Origin of the sequence: Acidithiobacillus ferridurans (genome assembly GCF_003966655.1) — a bacterium.
Classification (GTDB): Bacteria; Pseudomonadota; Gammaproteobacteria; order Acidithiobacillales; family Acidithiobacillaceae; genus Acidithiobacillus; species Acidithiobacillus ferridurans.
Genome location: NZ_AP018795.1, coordinates 1628317 through 1642545, shown reverse-complemented (window position 1 = coordinate 1642545; position 14229 = coordinate 1628317). Strand labels below are relative to the sequence as shown.

The window sequence follows — 14229 nt, the reverse complement described above, 5'->3', positions numbered from 1 at the left end:
CCGCGCAGGGGAAGAATCTCATGAAATTACATCTGCAGCGCGACACCCATCGCAATGTCATCCATGCCTACGGGCCGCAGGGCATCGTCATTCACGGCGAAAATTACGGACAGGGGCTGCTGGTCGGCGCCGAGTGGCTGCACAGTCCCTGGGGGCCGGAACATGCCGACGCCCTTGAACTCTCGCACTTTGACGAGGTCGTGACACGCCGGCCCGATATCATGCTGCTGGGCACCGGCAAGCATCAGCATTTTCCGCTGGAGTTGCTGCGCGCCCTGCGCACCGCCGGACTGGCGGTGGAGGTGATGGACACCAGCGCCGCCTGCCGCACCTACAACATCCTGCTGGCCGAAGATCGCATGGTCATCGCTGCGCTGTTGCCGCCCGTGGCCTGAAATCTGCGGAATCGGCCAGGCGTCAACCGAACAGGCCCTCGGGTGCCAACCCTTCCGCTTCGATGCGCTGGCGCAACACCAGCAGCGCCTCCACCTGAATCTGGCGCACCCGCTCCCGGGTAATGCCGAGGCGGGAGCCCACCTCTTCCAACGTCGCCCCGTCCGTACCGTCCAGCCCGAAGCGCCAGAGCAGCACGAGGCGATGTTTTTCGGCCATGGTCGCAATCCAATGGTGCACCTGTCGGGAAAGACTCTGGTTCTCCAGCCGCTGTTCCACGCCTACTGCGTTGGTGTCTGCCACCAGGTCGGCCAGGGAACGATCCGACCCCCTGCCGTAGGGCATATCCAGGCTTGTCACCCGGCCATCCATTTCCAGGCAATCGCGGACCGCGTCGACGGAACGATCCAAAGCTTCTGCCACCTCTTCCGGCGTCGGGTCCCGCTGCAGAGTTTGTGCAAGACAGCGGGTGACGCGCAGCACCGCGCTGAGTTCCTTCATCACGTGAATGGGCAGGCGGATGGTGCGAGTCTGATTCATCAGCGCCCGCTCGATATTCTGACGAATCCACCAGGTCGCATAGGTAGAGAAGCGAAAGCCGCGTTCCGGATCAAATTTCTCCACCGCACGGATCAGCCCGAGGTTGCCCTCTTCGATCAGGTCCAGAAGTGGCAAGCCCCGGTTGAGGTAGTGTCGCGCCACTTTTACTACCAGGCGGAGATTGCTCTCTATCATGGTGCAACGCGCAGCCTGATCGCCAGCCTGCACCAGGCGCCCCAGGGTCACTTCCTGCTCCGCTGTCAGCAGCGGGCTGTGTCCGATCTCCCGAAGATAACAGCGGGTGGCATCCCAGTCGGGCGTCTCGCCGAAATCTTCCGCTCCATCGATCTTTTCCGGAGCATCCTCGTCCTGTTCCGATATCGGGGATGCATCTGGACCCCCCCCGTCCTCATCCTCGTCTCCGATCGCGTTTATCATCCGCACACTCTCCTGAGGCCACAGAAACGGTACCCGCTAGCAAGGGGACAAAATGGCAACTGCCCAGCGCGATCACCCGCGCAGCGTTACCATCCCAATGACTGACCTGCAAATGCTGCCCCCCTCCCTCCTCCACCGGCATTACCAGACTGCCTCCGGCGCACAACTGGCGGTAAAGGGGCGCCAGTGCGCAGGGCACGGCAGCGGTAATGACAATTGCGTCAAAGGGGGCTTTTTCCGGCCAGCCGCCGCTGCCATCGCCATGCTGCAGATGCACCTGGCGATAGCCCAGCCTGCCCAGCAATGCGGTCGCCCTTTCTTGCAGCGGGCCGATACGCTCGATACTGAAGACCTCCGCCCCTAGCTCCGCCAGCACGGCGGTCTGGTAAGCAGACCCTGTACCGATCTCCAGCACTCGCCGGGGACCTCCTCCCGCTCCTCCAGAATCGCTTCCATCATCCGCGCCACCATCCAGGGCTGGGAGATGGTCTGCCCGTAACCAATGGGCAGCGATACCGGCTCATAGGCCCGTCCCGCCAGTGCCTGGGCGACAAAGCGATGACGCGGAACCCGGTTCATCGCGTCCAGCACCCGCTCATCACGGATGCCGTCCGCGCGCAGACGGAGCACCATTCTTCCCCGCGTGCGCGGGGAAATCATGCCGACTTCACGACTCAGGGCTAGCAACGAAGCAGCCATTGACTCAAGCCCTCCAGAAAATTGTAACGGGTCATATCCAGGTCCAGCGGGGTAATGGAAACATAACCGCGACGCACTGCGTCAAAGTCGGTACCGGGACCGGCGTCTGCTTCACGCCCGGAAGGGCCAATCCAGTAAACGGGATCGCCGCGGGGATCCGCCGCCGGTATCACCATGTCGCTCTTGTGGCGACGCCCCAGGCGCGTCACTTCAAATCCACGGATTTCATCGTAGGGCAAATCCGGCACGTTCACATTGAGGATGGTATCGGCAGGCAGCGCGTGACTCAGCACCCCGGTCACCAGTTTGGCGGCGACCCGCGCCGCAGTCGAAAAGTGGGTGCAATCGCGCCCGGCCAAGGAAACCGCCATGGCGGGCAGCCCCAGGAAACGCCCCTCGGTGGCTGCGGCCACGGTGCCTGAGTAGAGCACATCGTCCCCCATGTTGGCTCCCCGGTTGATGCCCGAGATTACCATATCCGGTGTTTCCGCGAAAATTCCGGTGACTGCGAGGTGAACGCAGTCGGTAGGCGTACCGCCGATCAGATAGTGAAATCCGTTGAGCCCGGTGCGCATCCGCAGAGGCCGGTCCAGGGTGAGGGAGTTGCTGGCGCCGCTCCGGTCCTGCTCCGGCGCCAGTACTTCCAGATCGCCCAAAGGCTTTATCGCTTCCGCAAGTGCCGCCAGTCCCGGTGCCAGATAACCATCGTCGTTACTAATCAAGAAACGCGGCATCAGGTCTCCAAAAGGCAGGCAGTGACTACTTTGGCGTTATAGTAAGCTACGATACGCCTCCGGGTCTATCCTCCTCCGCGCACGCACCACTCCCCGCAGACTAATGCGCCGCGCGCGCTGACGCCGCTGGCGCCGGGTTTTCATTCTGCACCTGCTGAATCTGCCGCTGCAGCAACAATACCCGCAACTGCGCCGCATCCATCACCTGTTTCAGGCCGTTTACCCGCTCCAGGTAGCGCGCATAATTGCGCTCATTTCCGGTGCGGATGGCCTTGCCCTGCTCATAGTCTTTTGTCGCCTGAATCAGGGTCAGCCGCGCCGCGAGCAATTCCCCCTGCAGACGCTTCAATGCCGGGTTCGCCGCAGGCCGGGCGGCGGGCGTGGGCACGGCGGGTTCCGGCGTCGAAGTGGCACCGGCGACCACCGACCCAGGCATCGGCGTACTGGCCGAAACCTGTGGCGCCCCGGAAATCTGTTCGACGCCTTTGGCACCCGGCGGCGGAGTTTCACCGTAGCTGACTACGCCACCGCCACCCACCCAGCGATAAATGGTTGATGCATCCACGGAAGTGCTGATCAGAAAGGCCGACAGGAAAATACACGCTCCCGCCGTTGCTAAATGCTTTGATTCACCTTTACCGGACGTAAAAGGGGATTCCCTGTACTTCATCAGCCTGTTCTCCTGACCAGCGCGGCATTTCCGTATATGGTCGCCAAGCCCCGTATTGTCAAGGTGGCATAAAAAAAGCCCCGCCTAAAGCACGGGGCTGATGATACCGGGGGAAAGACCGCAACGGCAGGGAGTACCCGGTCTCAGAGACTGTAGTACATCTGGAACTCCACCGGATGGGTGGTCACGCGCAGGGTCTGCACTTCGGCCCATTTCACGTCCAGATATCCTTCCAGCCAGCTCTCGGAGAACACCCCACCCTTCATGAGGAAGTCATGGTCGGCTTCCAGGGCACGCAGGGCTTCTTCCAGAGAGGCGGCCACACCGGGGATATTGGCCTGTTCCTCGGCGGGCAGGTCGTAAAGATTCTTGTCCATGGCGTCGCCGGGATGGATTTTGTTCTGGATACCGTCCAGACCCGCCATCAGCATGGCAGAGAATGCCAGGTAGGGGTTGGCGGTAGAGTCCGGAAAACGCACTTCGATGCGCCGTGCCTTGGGACTGTTGACGTAGGGAATGCGGATGGATGCCGAACGGTTCTTGGCGGAGTAGGCGAGTAGCACCGGGGCCTCGAAATGAGGTACCAGACGCTTGTAGCTGTTGGTACTGGGGTTGGTCAACGCATTGACCGCCTTCGCGTGTTTAATGATGCCGCCGATGTAATACAGCGCGATTTCCGACAATCCGCCGTACAGATCTCCCGCGAAGATGTTCTTGCCGTCCTTGCCGAGGGACTGGTGGACGTGCATGCCGCTGCCGTTGTCACCGACGACGGGCTTGGGCATGAAGGTGGCCGTCTGGCCGTAGGCCGCCGCCACGTTGTGGACGACATACTTGAGGATCTGCACCTCATCCGCCTTGCGGGTCAGCGTATTGAAACCGACGCCGATTTCGTGCTGCCCGGCCGTGGCCACCTCATGGTGATGGACTTCCACTTTCAGACCCATCTCTTCCATGGCCAGGCACATGGCCGAGCGCAGGTCCTGAGCGGAGTCCACCGGCGGAACCGGGAAATACCCCCCCTTCACGCCGGGGCGATGGCCCATATTGCCGGATTCATATTCCTTGCCCGAATTCCAGGCGGCTTCTTCGGCGTCTACCTTGTAGGCGCAACCACTCATATCGATATTCCAGGTCACGGAATCGAATACGAAGAATTCGTTTTCGGGACCGAAGAAAGACGTGTCGGCAATACCGGTGCTCTTCAGGTAGATTTCGGCGCGCTTGGCCACGGAGCGGGGATCGCGCTCATAGCCCTGACCAGTGGCGGGCTCGATGACGTCGCAGCGGAGAAGAAGCGTGGTTTCATCCATAAAGGGGTCGAGCACCGCAGAATCCGGGTCAGGCAGAAGAATCATGTCGGACTCGTTGATGCCCTTCCAGCCGGCGATGGAGGAGCCGTCAAAAGCCTTGCCTTCGGTAAAGGTGTCTTCTTCGATGACATGCCCGGGAACGGAGACGTGCTGCTCCTTACCCTTGGTATCCGTAAAACGGAAATCAATGAACTTGATGTCTTTTTCCTGAATCAATTTGACCACATCACTGGGGCTGTAACCCATTTGCTTCTCCTCCAATCAAGAAATATGTACGACCCGAAACAAACTCTCTTAACAAAATTCATACCAGACTATAACCGGAGCAAGGGATGCATAACCCCATAGATGTTGCACCAATAGCGTGCATTATTATGGTGCAACACCAAAAATCGCACCATTATGGGGCGCCGGATGACAAAAACTGCGATTCAGCCAGGCACCAGACCACGTCCACTTCCTGCAAACCCGGCACATGCCCCCGCAGGGCTTCCTGGATCTGTGTTTCCGTCTCCTGCAGGCTAGCGAATGTTGCGGATGACGGCAAGGCATAACGCAGGCAGATGACCATACCGCCCCGGAGATAATGCAGCGTCATCTGCTCTTCGGCGGGCAGATCCAGCGTTTGCAGGCGCTCGCGCACCACCGCTTCGATATCGCTACGGGGCGACAGGAGGACGCCACCTTCCGCATCATTTTCGCTGTCGATATGGATGGTGGCATCGGCGAGATCATCCACCTGCCGCAACAACGTCGTCCGTACCCGCTCGGCAATCTGGTGGCCCTCGGAAACACTCAGGGTCGGCGTCACCTGCAAATGCACCTCCGCCAGGGCCTGATGACCGATTTTGCGCGTCTTCAGCATATGCAGATCACGCACCCCTTCACAGCCGAGGATCACGTCGCGGATATGGGCCAGCGCTTCATCACCGAGGCCACGGTCGGCGAGTTCCTGCACCGCCTCCCAGCCGGTGACCAGGCCAATCCGCAACACCATGAGGGCGACGATGAGGGCGACGACCGAATCGAGATAAGGTGCCCCCAGCAAACTGCCGCCAATGCCGATAAAGACGATGACGCTGGAAATGGCATCGGTACGATGGTCCCAGGCATTGACGCGCAGCGCTGCGGAGCGGGTTCGCTGCGCCACCCGGATGGTGATCTGATAGAGGGTTTCTTTGGCGGCAATCGCGAAGGCGGCGATATACAGCGTCCAGAAATCCGGCATGCCGTAATGCCCGATAATGAGCCGCTGGACCGCCTCATACCCGATGCCCGCACCGTTGATGGCCAGCAGGGTGCCCGTCGCCAGCGCCGCCAGCGTCTCAAAACGCTCATGACCGTAGGGGTGCTCCTGGTCCGGCGGCTGGCTGCTGAAGCGCATGGCAAACACCAGCCCGAGGTCCGACAGCAGGTCGGAAAGAGAGTGAACCGCGTCGGCTACCAGCGCATCGGAATGACCCAGGATGCCCCCCGCCAGCTTGATGAAAAACAGCACCACGTTGGTGCCCGCGCCCGCCAGGGTCACCCGCATGTTCTGCCTGCCGCGCTCGGCGCGGCTGATGCTTTCCGCCACTAGCCTGGACCTTTCACGATGTCAATACCGACAACGAACCATACCTCCGGTCGCTCCATGAGCGGCAGCCGGGATATGGAGGACACAGAGATGGACAGCATGTGCGCATGTACTGTTTAATCGTCCAGACATCCACAAGGCGTTACAGGACAAGGTGAACGATGAGTACCGAAACGATTTTGCAGGAAGCACAGAAACGGGCGCAGGCGGCGGGCAAACGCCATGCCGGGGACCTCACCCCGGAAGAAGCACACACCGTGTTGGGCGATCATCCCAAGGCCATCCTCGTTGACGTGCGTTCCCACCCGGAGCTGGATTTTTCGGGCTTTGTCGAAGGTTGCTGCCATGTGCCGTGGCAACTGTATCCGGGCATGACGCCCAACCCCGATTTTGATGCAGAACTGCGCGGGAAGGCTCAGCCTGATGATCTTCTGCTCCTGCTCTGCCGCACAGGTGGCCGCTCTCTGGCCGCCGCCGAACATCTGGCCGATCTGGGCTACAGCCATTGCTACAACGTCCTTGGTGGTTTCGAGGGCAGACACGATGCCCACGGCCAGCGCGGCAAGGTAGACGGCTGGAAGGCCAGCGGCCTGCCCTGGAAGAACAAGTAGCGTATCTGCCCGGCTCATAGCGCCTGTCAAGACTGGCAGGCCGGGCAGAGCAGCGCGTTTTTACCTCCCACCGAAAGGGTCTCCAGCGCGCCGCCGCAGCTCGGGCAGTGCCCGTCTTCCCGATGGCGGGTGAGGAAGGTCTTGGGCAGCAGGTTGGTCTTCGCCTGACAGCGCACGGCGCGATCCAGCACCTTGGGGATCTGCTCCAGGAAACGCTCGCGCTCTTCTTCGCTGAGACTGGTCGCGGTGCGATCCGGCCGCAGACGGGCCTGAAAAAGGATTTCATCCGCCCAGGTACCGCCGATGCCCGGCGCGAAGGCATCGTCCAGCAGGATGTTCCGCAGGGCGCTGCGGCGACGGCTCAGGGCTTCGCGCAATATACCAAGCCCTTCCCCATGCACCATCAGTGGATCAGGGCCGAGCTTGGTCAGGAAGTCCACATCGCTGTTTTCATCCAGCATGCGCAGGCGGTTACTCAACTGGGTCCCCTGAAAACGCAGACGCTGCTGGCCGTTGATCTGAATCTCCAATGCCGCCGCTCGAGGTTCTTCCCCGCCTTCCGCATGAACAGGGCCACGTTCGAGTTCGCCGCTCAGCTCGCCACCCAACTGCAGGGCGAGGATGTCTTTACGATCCAGTTCCAGGAAAAGGTATTGACCGTAGCGATGCAGGTCGGTGATGGCCCTGCCTTTGAGTGCGGCATCTTCGATGCCGGCACCATCCGGAAGTGCCTCGCCCTTGGCATTCTGCATCTGCATGACGCCGACCCGCTTGTGCAGGATATTGCGCCGCAGCTTTTGTCTGAGCAGTTCTATTTCTGGCAACTCGGCCATGTTTTTCTCCGGAACAATGAGGTTTGAGACCCGTGATAAGCGCCCTAGTCTAACCTGTGGGCGCTGGCGCGCCAATGGCGGCAAAGGGAATACGCCCATACAGCGCGTATGCAGCGCCCAGCGCATGCGCCCACATCTGGTCTCCGATGGAGAAGTGCCACCATTCTCCAACATGCTGCGCGAACCCCGCCTGGGTCATGACCGAGACCAGCAGCTCACGATTCCGGTGATGGAGATACTCCGGCGTTCCGGGCAGGGCAGACGCGTAAAAATTCGGGATGGCGCGGTCGGTGAAGTCATCGACAGGGCCGCCCATGGGTACATCCCGACCTTCTCCATCCACCAGTTTGCAGTCTATGGCGGCACCCGTGCTGTGCGGTGGCGGACGGCAGGGGTCCGGGTCGGGAATCCCCCAAAAGCGGTACACTTTGGGGGCGAGCAGGGTATGGATTTCGGGATCCAGACGCGCCAACGCATCCGGCCCGGCGCAGGACGCGAGCCTGGTGAGACAGCCCATCGCCTGCGCCTCGCGCCGGAAGGCATCCCAGACCATGAAGTGCTGAACCGCCAGGGGGCGATAGGCATCGAACAGCGCGATGCGCCATCCGGGGCAGCGGGCCGACAACACGGATTGCGCCCGATACAGGGCAGAAAGCACCCCGGAGCGCAGCCGCCAGGGCGACCCGGCATAAGGCGCCCCCTGTGCGAGATAAGGATGCGGGGCCATCCGTGGGAAGTCGCCTTCGGGAATCTCCTGCAGTGGCTCACCGCAGTCCCGGATGGGTATGTTCAGATAATCAGGGCGCATCGTCTTGGCCAGATGACATGGTAAAAATCGCATGACCGGCGAACCACGGTGGAACCGCTCCACAGCATTCCACCCTCTGCCCACCCGATTCGGCGAAGAGCCGTCAAGATTGTTTCACGCCTTCCACTTCGACTTTGATGTGGATGGTATTGGATAGCCCCTCCGGCAAGTACGCGGTCATACCGAAATCAGAGCGGCGGATGGTGGTAGTCGCGACAAAACCAGACAAATAGCCGCCCCAGGGTTTCGGCAAATAGGAAATTTCGCCTGCACCAATCTCACGCACCTTGAACATGACCGGCTTGGTCACACCGTGCATGGTCAGGTTGCCATACAGATTTCCAGCCTTGTCCCCGTTGGGCGCATATTTGGTGCTAACGAAGGTGATATCCGGATATTTCTTTACATCAAAAAACTCCTTGCTGCGCAGGTGCTGGTCGCGAAGCGCGAAGTTGGTATTGATACTGGCGGCAGGGATGGTGATGCGTACCCGGTCTTTTTGTGGAGCTGTATTGTTAAAGGTGTATGTTCCGGAGATTTTGTCGAAATGCCCGGTAAACTCGGTAATCCCCACATGACCGATCGTAAACAATACATTGGTATGCTGCGGATCGATGGTATAGCTCCCGTTCGGATTACCATTGAGGGGCGCGTAGTGCGCTGGCGCAGCGCTGGCGCCTCCAGCCATACCCAGCATCAAAGTCCCGCAAACGAGAAGCCGTGATTTATTTTTGTACGAAAACATAAAATATCCTCCTGGGTTAGCCGAATAGTTTCCGGGTGATTTCTGCGACATGCCGGCCCTGGAAGCGGGCGATGGTCAATTCGTTGGCGGAGGGCTGGCGGCTGCCGTCGCCTTTGGACATGGTGCTGGCACCGTAGGGTGTACCACCGCTGATCTCATCCATATTCATCAACTCCGTGCAGCTATAGGGAACCCCAACCACCACCATGCCCTGATGAAAAAGAAAGGTATGAAAGGAAGTCAGTGTGGTTTCCTGACCGCCATGCTGGGTGGCCGTACTCACGAATACACTCCCGACTTTGCCCACCAACCTGCCCTCCTGCCAAAGGTTGCCGGTGCGGTCGAGAAAATTGCGCATCTGGCCGGTCATGTTACCGAAACGTGTCGGAGTGCCAAAAATGATGCCGTCATAATTGGCAAGGTCATCAGGGTGGGCCTCCGGGGCCGCCTGATGGGTCTTGGCATGAAGCGCAGCCAGGGTCTCTGCCGGCATAGTCTCAGGGACACGCCGGACATCCACCTGAATCCCACTCACGGAGCGGGCGCCCTCTGCTTCCGCCTCGGCCATTTGCTCTACATGCCCCCATAAACTGTGATACAGCACTAATATCCTGCTCACTCAGCGCCTCCTTATGCGTATGGATTCCAGACAAAAGCCTGTCCGTTAATAGACCTTCATCAGCTCCTTTTGTAAAGTAGGTACTGACAAGTAACCACAATCTCCAACCATCATGAAACCAATGGCGTCCCCATCCTGCATGGGATGCATACCGAGCGCCTTTTCTGCAGCCCTGGCTGACCAGCCGCCCGCGGCCGTCAACCATTGCGCCACCCCCGTGCCTATGGCAACCTTTGTGCCACATTTGGTATCCGGTTCAAGAAAAGCTTATGGAAACTCCCGCCTACTCCCCCCAAGAGATCGAAGCCGCCGTGCAGCAGCGCTGGCACGATCAGCAGACCTTCAAGGCCGCTGCGACTCCCTCGGGAGACAAATTCTACGCCCTCGCCATGTTCCCCTACCCTTCGGGGCAATTGCACATGGGGCATGTGCGTAATTATAGCATCGCCGACGCGATCGCCCGCTATCAGCGGATGCTGGGGAAAGAAGTCATGCAGCCCATGGGCTGGGATGCCTTCGGTCTGCCTGCGGAGAATGCGGCCCTCAAGCATGGTTTGGCACCAGCGCAGTGGACCATGGACAACATCGCCCACATGCGCGGGCAGTTGCAGCGGCTAGGACTGTCTTACGACTGGTCGCGGGAGTTCGCCACCTGCACGCCGGATTATTATCGCTGGGAGCAGTGGCTGTTCGTGAAGCTCTGGGAGAAGGGGTTGGTCTATCAGAAGCTGAGCACCGTCAATTGGGACCCGGTGGACCAGACCGTCCTCGCCAACGAGCAGGTGGTGGACGGCTGTGGCTGGCGTTCCGGCGCTCCGGTCGAACGCAAGGAGATCGTGCAGTACTTCCTGCGCATTACCGCCTACGCCGAAGAACTGCTGACCGGCCTCGACACCCTGGGCGAGGGCTGGCCGGAGCAGGTACTGACCATGCAGCGCAACTGGATCGGTCGCTCAGAGGGCGCTGAGATTCATTTCCCACTGGTCGCTGGTGACGGGGTCATCAAGGTCTTCACCACCCGTCCCGACACCCTGATGGGGGCGACCTATCTGGCAGTGGCGCCGGAACATCCCCTGGCGATTCAGGCGGCGGGAAACAGCGCTGAACTCGCCGCCTTCCTCGAACGCTGCCGCCATGTCGCCGTTTCCGAAGCCAGCATCGAAACCCAGGAGAAGGAGGGGCATCCCCTCGGCCTGAGCGTGCGGCATCCGCTTACCGGCGTGGAGCTACCCGTCTGGGCCGCCAATTTCGTGCTTATGGGTTATGGCGAAGGCGCAGTGATGAGTGTGCCCGCCCATGATCAGCGGGACTTTGAGTTCGCGCGCAAATATGGTCTGCCCATCCGCGCGGTGATTCAGGCCGAGGGTATTGTCACCGCCGGCGAAGCCATGACGGAGGCCTACACCGGCAGCGGCACCTTGTTCAACTCCGGGACTTTCGACGGCCTGGCCAATGAAGAGGCCAAGGGCCGTATCACCGCGGCCATAGCCGCCAAGGGACTGGGGCGGAAGACGGTCAACTTCCGTCTGCGCGACTGGGGCATCTCCCGGCAACGCTACTGGGGCACGCCTATCCCCATGATCCACTGCCCCCACTGTGGCGTCGTGCCGGTACCGGAGCGGGATCTGCCGGTGATCTTGCCCACCCACTACCAGCTCAAAGACCCGCGTTCGCCGCTGCTGGACGACCCCGAGTTCACCCAGGTGGACTGCCCCCAATGTGGCGCCGCAGCCCGGCGTGAAACCGACACCATGGACACCTTCGTGGAGAGCTCCTGGTATTACGCCCGTTTCGCCTGCCCCGATGCCGGGCAGATGCTCGACCAGCGCGCCGCCGGCTGGCTGCCGGTGGATCAGTATGTCGGTGGCGTGGAGCACGCGGTGCTACATCTGCTCTATGCCCGCTTCTTCAACCGCCTGCTCCGCGATGTCGGCCTGCTGCCCGCCGACGGCGCCCACGATGAGCCCTTCCGCCATCTGCTGACTCAGGGCATGGTGCTCAAAGACGGCAGCAAGATGAGCAAATCCAAGGGCAATACGGTGGACCCGCAAGGCCTGATCGACCGCTACGGGGCTGACACCGCGCGCCTCTTTATTCTCTTCGCGGCGCCGCCGGAACAGCATCTGGAGTGGTCGGACAGCGCCGTGGAAGGTGCTTACCGCTTCCTCAACCGGTTCTGGCGTCTGGTCCACGAGTATGGCGCCACACCCCCGGCACTGCCAGCAGAACTCTCCGCCGAGGCGGTGAACCTGCGCCGCGCGGTGCATCAGTGCATCGATCGGGTCAGCCGCAATATGGACGGGCGCTATCATTTCAATGTCGCCATTGCCGCCATCATGGAACTGACCAACAGCCTGATGAAGGTCCCTGCGGATGCTCCGGCCGACCTGCGGGCGGTGCTGGGCGAAGGACTGCGCGCATTGACCCTGCTGCTGGCCCCTTTTGCGCCCCATATCGCCGAGGTGCTTTGGCAAAAGATGGGGCAAAGCGGCGTGATCAGCCATGCGCCCTGGCCCGTGGCCGATGCCGAGGCCCTGCGTTGCGATACCGTGACGCTGGTCATTCAGGTCAACGGCAAATTGCGTGAACGCATGGATTTTCCCGTTGATGCGGACCATGCCGACGTCGAGCGGGCCATACTGGCCGATCCGGCCATGCAACGTCATCTGGAGGGTAAAACCGTGCGCAAGATGATCATCGTCCCCGGCCGTCTGGTCAACGTGGTGGCGGGATGAGCGGCACGTTGCCGTGGCGTCGCTGGTGGCTCGTGGCGGGGCTGGCGCTGCTGCTGGGCGGCTGCGGCTTTCATTTGCAAACCGGGGCCACCATTCCGCCCAGGCTGACAGGGTTGCGCGTCGTCGGCAGCGGCCCCGCCGGAGGCAGTCTGGCCGAGGCCGTCCATCGCGAATTGCAGCGGGACGGCAACAGGGCCAAATCTGATGGCCCGCTGCTCCAGATCGACAATGCGTATGTCAGCCAGCGGATCATCAGCATCAGCCCGAGCAGCGGCGTCGCCCAGGAGTTTCTCGACACCCTGCATGCCCAGTTCAGCGTGACAGGCAACGATCATAAAGTATTGCTTGAATCCCAACCTCTGCTGGTGGAGAACAGCTTTAGTTTCAACAGTGCCAGCCCACTGGCCACCAACGAACAGCAGATCACCATGCAGCGTCTGCTGATGGAGCAGGGCGCGCGACAGGTTCTGCGGCGGGTGCTCAACAGCCCTGGCTTCCGCCAGCAGGCGCCCTGAAATGCGGCTGAAGCCGACGCACTGGGCCAGCCATTTACGCGGCCCTTTGGCATCCGTCTATGGCCTCTTTTCTGATGAGCCCCTGCTCCTGCAGGAGGCGGAAGACGCCCTGATGGCTGCTGCGGCACAGCATGGCTTCGCTCAGAAACAACGTCTCGCTCAGCAGGACGGCGGCATCTGGGATGCCTTGCGCGACGAGCGGGATGCGGGCTCGCTTTTCGCGGCACAACGCGTGCTCCTGCTGCGCCTGGATAGCCCCAAAGTCCCCAAAGAGGGCAGCGCCGCCCTGCAGTACTGGCTGGCCTCGCCACCTCCCGACGCGCTGCTGGTTGTCAGCGGCCCCCGCCCTGACGCCAGCACCCAAAAAACCGCCTGGTTCAAGGGCATCGAGACTCACGGCCACACGCTCCTGCTGTACCGCCCGGAGGGGCGGGACTGGTCGCGCTGGGTAGAGGAGCGTCTGCGCGCCGCCGGGATGCAGGCCGACAGCGCCGCCGTCCAGTTGCTCACCGACCTCAGCGCCGGCAACCTCGGGGCCTGCCATCAGGCCATCCAGCGATTGCAGCAGGTCTATCCGGGGCAGCGCATCGATGTCATCGCCATCCGCGCGGTGCTGGCAGACAGCAGCCAGTTCACCATTTACGACCTTGCCGACGCGGTCCTGCGCGGCGAAACGGAACAGATGCTGCACATGCTCGACCGCCTGCGCAACGGCGACGGCGAACCGGCCTTGTGCCTGTGGGTCCTGCACAAGGATCTGCGCCTGCTGGCCGAATTGCGGGCTGGCGGCGTGGATGTCGATGCATTCTTCCGGCAGAACCGTATTTTTCCACCACGGCAGGGCTGGCTGCGCACCGCGGCACGGCGCCTGACCCGCTCAGGGCTACAGGCGGGCATCGAAGATTGCCTCGCCATCGATGCCCGCATCAAGGGGCAGGATCCCACGCCGGTCTGGCCCGCACTGACCGATCTCTGCCTGCGGATGTGCAGGTGACGATGG

16 protein-coding genes are annotated in these 14229 nt (G+C 61.3%); 5 read left to right on the top strand and 11 right to left on the bottom strand.

Annotated features, from left to right (window positions below; all coding sequences use genetic code 11):
* Positions 1-20 precede the first annotated feature (20 nt).
* On the top strand, positions 21-395 hold the full coding sequence (locus tag AFERRID_RS08510) for an Mth938-like domain-containing protein (protein ID WP_113526879.1): 375 nt from the start codon (positions 21-23) through the stop codon (positions 393-395).
* A 22-nt stretch (positions 396-417) separates the two neighbouring features.
* Here AFERRID_RS08510 and rpoS read toward each other — a convergent pair whose 3' ends face one another.
* From rpoS to AFERRID_RS08480, 7 genes are all read right to left on the bottom strand, one after another.
* On the bottom strand, positions 418-1371 hold the full coding sequence (gene rpoS / locus AFERRID_RS08505; protein ID WP_113526880.1) for an RNA polymerase sigma factor RpoS: 954 nt from the start codon (positions 1369-1371) through the stop codon (positions 418-420).
* On the bottom strand, positions 1343-1786 hold the full coding sequence (locus AFERRID_RS08500) for a protein-L-isoaspartate O-methyltransferase family protein (RefSeq protein ID WP_269149196.1): 444 nt from the start codon (positions 1784-1786) through the stop codon (positions 1343-1345). The genes rpoS and AFERRID_RS08500 overlap by 29 nt, the downstream gene beginning before the upstream one ends.
* Positions 1732-2070 carry a protein-L-isoaspartate O-methyltransferase family protein gene (locus AFERRID_RS15975; protein WP_269149195.1) on the bottom strand — a complete coding sequence of 113 codons (339 nt, stop codon included), beginning with the start codon at positions 2068-2070 and terminating at the stop codon, positions 1732-1734. The genes AFERRID_RS08500 and AFERRID_RS15975 overlap by 55 nt, the downstream gene beginning before the upstream one ends.
* A complete protein-coding gene (gene surE / locus AFERRID_RS08495; RefSeq protein WP_012536155.1) occupies positions 2052-2804 on the bottom strand; it encodes a 5'/3'-nucleotidase SurE in 753 nt (250 codons plus the stop codon). The genes AFERRID_RS15975 and surE overlap by 19 nt, the downstream gene beginning before the upstream one ends.
* Positions 2805-2904: 100 nt before the next feature.
* Entirely contained in the window at positions 2905-3474 is a 570-nt protein-coding gene (locus AFERRID_RS08490) for a DUF4124 domain-containing protein (RefSeq protein ID WP_113526882.1), read from the bottom strand.
* Positions 3475-3617: 143 nt separating this feature from the next.
* On the bottom strand, positions 3618-5033 hold the full coding sequence (gene glnA / locus AFERRID_RS08485) for a glutamate--ammonia ligase (RefSeq protein ID WP_113526883.1): 1416 nt from the start codon (positions 5031-5033) through the stop codon (positions 3618-3620).
* A gap of 154 nt (positions 5034-5187) precedes the next feature.
* Positions 5188-6363 carry a cation diffusion facilitator family transporter gene (locus AFERRID_RS08480; protein WP_126604900.1) on the bottom strand — a complete coding sequence of 392 codons (1176 nt, stop codon included), beginning with the start codon at positions 6361-6363 and terminating at the stop codon, positions 5188-5190.
* 161 nt (positions 6364-6524) lie between these two features.
* Between AFERRID_RS08480 and AFERRID_RS08475 the strand changes: the two genes are divergently transcribed.
* A complete protein-coding gene (locus AFERRID_RS08475) occupies positions 6525-6974 on the top strand; it encodes a rhodanese-like domain-containing protein (protein WP_113526885.1) in 450 nt (149 codons plus the stop codon).
* A 26-nt stretch (positions 6975-7000) separates the two neighbouring features.
* Here AFERRID_RS08475 and AFERRID_RS08470 read toward each other — a convergent pair whose 3' ends face one another.
* From AFERRID_RS08470 to wrbA, 4 genes are all read right to left on the bottom strand, one after another.
* A complete protein-coding gene (locus AFERRID_RS08470; protein ID WP_113526886.1) occupies positions 7001-7807 on the bottom strand; it encodes a DNA-formamidopyrimidine glycosylase family protein in 807 nt (268 codons plus the stop codon).
* Between the two features lie 49 nt (positions 7808-7856).
* Positions 7857-8648, bottom strand: a complete 792-nt coding sequence (locus AFERRID_RS08465) for a M15 family metallopeptidase (RefSeq protein ID WP_126604898.1) — start codon at positions 8646-8648, stop codon at positions 7857-7859.
* Between the two features lie 70 nt (positions 8649-8718).
* Complete coding sequence (locus tag AFERRID_RS08460; protein WP_225981919.1) at positions 8719-9411, bottom strand: YceI family protein; 693 nt, start codon at positions 9409-9411, stop codon at positions 8719-8721.
* On the bottom strand, positions 9377-9979 hold the full coding sequence (wrbA, locus tag AFERRID_RS08455; RefSeq protein ID WP_126604896.1) for an NAD(P)H:quinone oxidoreductase: 603 nt from the start codon (positions 9977-9979) through the stop codon (positions 9377-9379). The genes AFERRID_RS08460 and wrbA overlap by 35 nt, the downstream gene beginning before the upstream one ends.
* A gap of 269 nt (positions 9980-10248) precedes the next feature.
* On the opposite strand from wrbA, the gene leuS reads away from it, so the two are divergent.
* From leuS to holA, 3 genes are read left to right on the top strand one after another with little or no spacing between them, the layout of a single operon-like run.
* Positions 10249-12714: a leucine--tRNA ligase gene (gene leuS / locus AFERRID_RS08450; RefSeq protein ID WP_126604894.1), complete on the top strand. Its 2466-nt coding sequence runs from the start codon at positions 10249-10251 to the stop codon at positions 12712-12714.
* A complete protein-coding gene (locus AFERRID_RS08445; RefSeq protein WP_126604892.1) occupies positions 12711-13229 on the top strand; it encodes an LPS-assembly lipoprotein LptE in 519 nt (172 codons plus the stop codon). Before leuS ends, AFERRID_RS08445 begins: the two co-directional genes overlap by 4 nt.
* Before the next feature lies 1 nt (position 13230).
* Positions 13231-14223, top strand: a complete 993-nt coding sequence (gene holA, locus AFERRID_RS08440; RefSeq protein ID WP_126604890.1) for a DNA polymerase III subunit delta — start codon at positions 13231-13233, stop codon at positions 14221-14223.
* Positions 14224-14229: the final 6 nt, after the last annotated feature.